The sequence below is a fragment of the Vibrio sp. MM46 genome, assembly GCF_027587135.1.
Lineage (GTDB): Bacteria > Pseudomonadota > Gammaproteobacteria > Enterobacterales > Vibrionaceae > Vibrio > Vibrio harveyi.
Genome location: NZ_JAPPTO010000063.1, coordinates 1 through 3,011, shown reverse-complemented (window position 1 = coordinate 3,011; position 3,011 = coordinate 1). Strand labels below are relative to the sequence as shown.

The following is a 3,011-nucleotide window of genomic DNA, read 5'->3' as shown; positions in this document are numbered from 1 at the left end:
TTGAGTCCGGCAAAATCGAGTCTGCATCATGTATAAAAATTGCAGACAACTTTGGTGACTTGTTCATCAACTCGAAACTCCTTCGGGTTGTATGGTTAAGTGACTAAGCGTACACGGTGGATGCCTTGGCAGTCAGAGGCGATGAAGGACGTATTAACTTGCGATAAGCCCAGATTAGGTAGTAAAAACCATTTGAGTCTGGGATTTCCGAATGGGGAAACCCACTAGCATAAGCTAGTATCGCTGCGTGAATACATAGCGCAGCGAGGCGAACCGGGGGAACTGAAACATCTAAGTACCCCGAGGAAAAGAAATCAACCGAGATTCCGAAAGTAGCGGCGAGCGAAATTGGACTAGCCCTTAAGCTTTTTATGCGTCAGGTGAAACTTCTGGAAAGTTGTGCGATACAGGGTGATAGCCCCGTAACCGGCAACGCATATAAAGTGAAATCGAGTAGGGCGGGACACGTGATATCCTGTCTGAATATGGGGGGACCATCCTCCAAGGCTAAATACTACTGACTGACCGATAGTGAACCAGTACCGTGAGGGAAAGGCGAAAAGAACCCCTGTGAGGGGAGTGAAATAGAACCTGAAACCGTGTACGTACAAGCAGTAGGAGCACCTTCGTGGTGTGACTGCGTACCTTTTGTATAATGGGTCAGCGACTTATATTCAGTGGCAAGGTTAACCATCTAGGGGAGCCGTAGGGAAACCGAGTCTTAACTGGGCGTTCAGTCTCTGGATATAGACCCGAAACCAGGTGATCTAGCCATGGGCAGGTTGAAGGTTGAGTAACATCAACTGGAGGACCGAACCGACTAATGTTGAAAAATTAGCGGATGACTTGTGGCTAGGGGTGAAAGGCCAATCAAACCTGGAGATAGCTGGTTCTCCCCGAAAGCTATTTAGGTAGCGCCTCGGACGAATACTACTGGGGGTAGAGCACTGTTAAGGCTAGGGGGTCATCCCGACTTACCAACCCTTTGCAAACTCCGAATACCAGTAAGTACTATCCGGGAGACACACGGCGGGTGCTAACGTCCGTCGTGGAGAGGGAAACAACCCAGACCGCCAGCTAAGGTCCCAAATTACTACTAAGTGGGAAACGATGTGGGAAGGCTCAGACAGCCAGGATGTTGGCTTAGAAGCAGCCATCATTTAAAGAAAGCGTAATAGCTCACTGGTCGAGTCGGCCTGCGCGGAAGATGTAACGGGGCTAAGTAGTAAACCGAAGCTGCGGCAATGCACTTTAGTGCATTGGGTAGGGGAGCGTTCTGTAAGCGGTTGAAGGTGTGTGGTAACGCATGCTGGACGTATCAGAAGTGCGAATGCTGACATGAGTAACGATAAAGGGGGTGAAAAACCTCCTCGCCGGAAGACCAAGGGTTCCTGTCCAACGTTAATCGGGGCAGGGTAAGTCGACCCCTAAGGCGAGGCCGAAAGGCGTAGTCGATGGGAAACGGGTTAATATTCCCGTACTTCTTACAATTGCGATGGGGGGACGGAGAAGGCTAGGTGGGCCTGGCGACGGTTGTCCAGGTTCAAGTGCGTAGGCTTAAGAGTTAGGTAAATCCGGCTCTTTTTAAGGCTGAGACACGACGTCGAGCTACTACGGTAGTGAAGTCATTGATGCCATGCTTCCAGGAAAAGCCTCTAAGCTTCAGATTGTAAGGAATCGTACCCCAAACCGACACAGGTGGTCGGGTAGAGAATACCAAGGCGCTTGAGAGAACTCGGGTGAAGGAACTAGGCAAAATGGTACCGTAACTTCGGGAGAAGGTACGCTCTCGACGGTGAAGTCCCTCGCGGATGGAGCTATTGAGAGTCGCAGATACCAGGTGGCTGCAACTGTTTATTAAAAACACAGCACTGTGCAAAATCGTAAGATGACGTATACGGTGTGACGCCTGCCCGGTGCCGGAAGGTTAATTGATGGGGTTAGACTTCGGTCGAAGCTCTTGATCGAAGCCCCGGTAAACGGCGGCCGTAACTATAACGGTCCTAAGGTAGCGAAATTCCTTGTCGGGTAAGTTCCGACCTGCACGAATGGCGTAATGATGGCCACGCTGTCTCCACCCGAGACTCAGTGAAATTGAAATCGCTGTGAAGATGCAGTGTACCCGCGGCTAGACGGAAAGACCCCGTGAACCTTTACTACAGCTTGGCACTGAACATTGACCCTACATGTGTAGGATAGGTGGGAGGCTTTGAAGCACAGTCGCTAGATTGTGTGGAGCCGTCCTTGAAATACCACCCTTGTAGTGTTGATGTTCTAACGTTGACCCCTAATCGGGGTTGCGGACAGTGCCTGGTGGGTAGTTTGACTGGGGCGGTCTCCTCCCAAAGCGTAACGGAGGAGCACGAAGGTGGGCTAATCACGGTTGGACATCGTGAGGTTAGTGCAATGGCATAAGCCCGCTTGACTGCGAGAATGACGGTTCGAGCAGGTGCGAAAGCAGGTCATAGTGATCCGGTGGTTCTGAATGGAAGGGCCATCGCTCAACGGATAAAAGGTACTCCGGGGATAACAGGCTGATACCGCCCAAGAGTTCATATCGACGGCGGTGTTTGGCACCTCGATGTCGGCTCATCACATCCTGGGGCTGAAGTCGGTCCCAAGGGTATGGCTGTTCGCCATTTAAAGTGGTACGCGAGCTGGGTTTAGAACGTCGTGAGACAGTTCGGTCCCTATCTGCCGTGGGCGTTGGAAGATTGAAGGGGGCTGCTCCTAGTACGAGAGGACCGGAGTGGACGAACCTCTGGTGTTCGGGTTGTGTCGCCAGACGCATTGCCCGGTAGCTAAGTTCGGAATCGATAACCGCTGAAAGCATCTAAGCGGGAAGCGAGCCCTGAGATGAGTCTTCCCTGATACTTTAAGTATCCTAAAGGGTTGTTCGAGACTAGAACGTTGATAGGCAGGGTGTGTAAGCGTTGTGAGGCGTTGAGCTAACCTGTACTAATTGCCCGTGAGGCTTAACCATACAACACCCAAGGGGTTTTGATGGACTC

The 3,011-nt window shown here is 51.4% G+C and carries 1 rRNA gene; it reads left to right on the top strand.

Annotation, left to right across the window (positions count from 1 at the left end):
* The first annotated feature begins 93 nt into the window (after window positions 1–93).
* Window positions 94–2,983, top strand: a 23S ribosomal RNA gene (locus OH459_RS27760).
* Window positions 2,984–3,011: the final 28 nt, after the last annotated feature.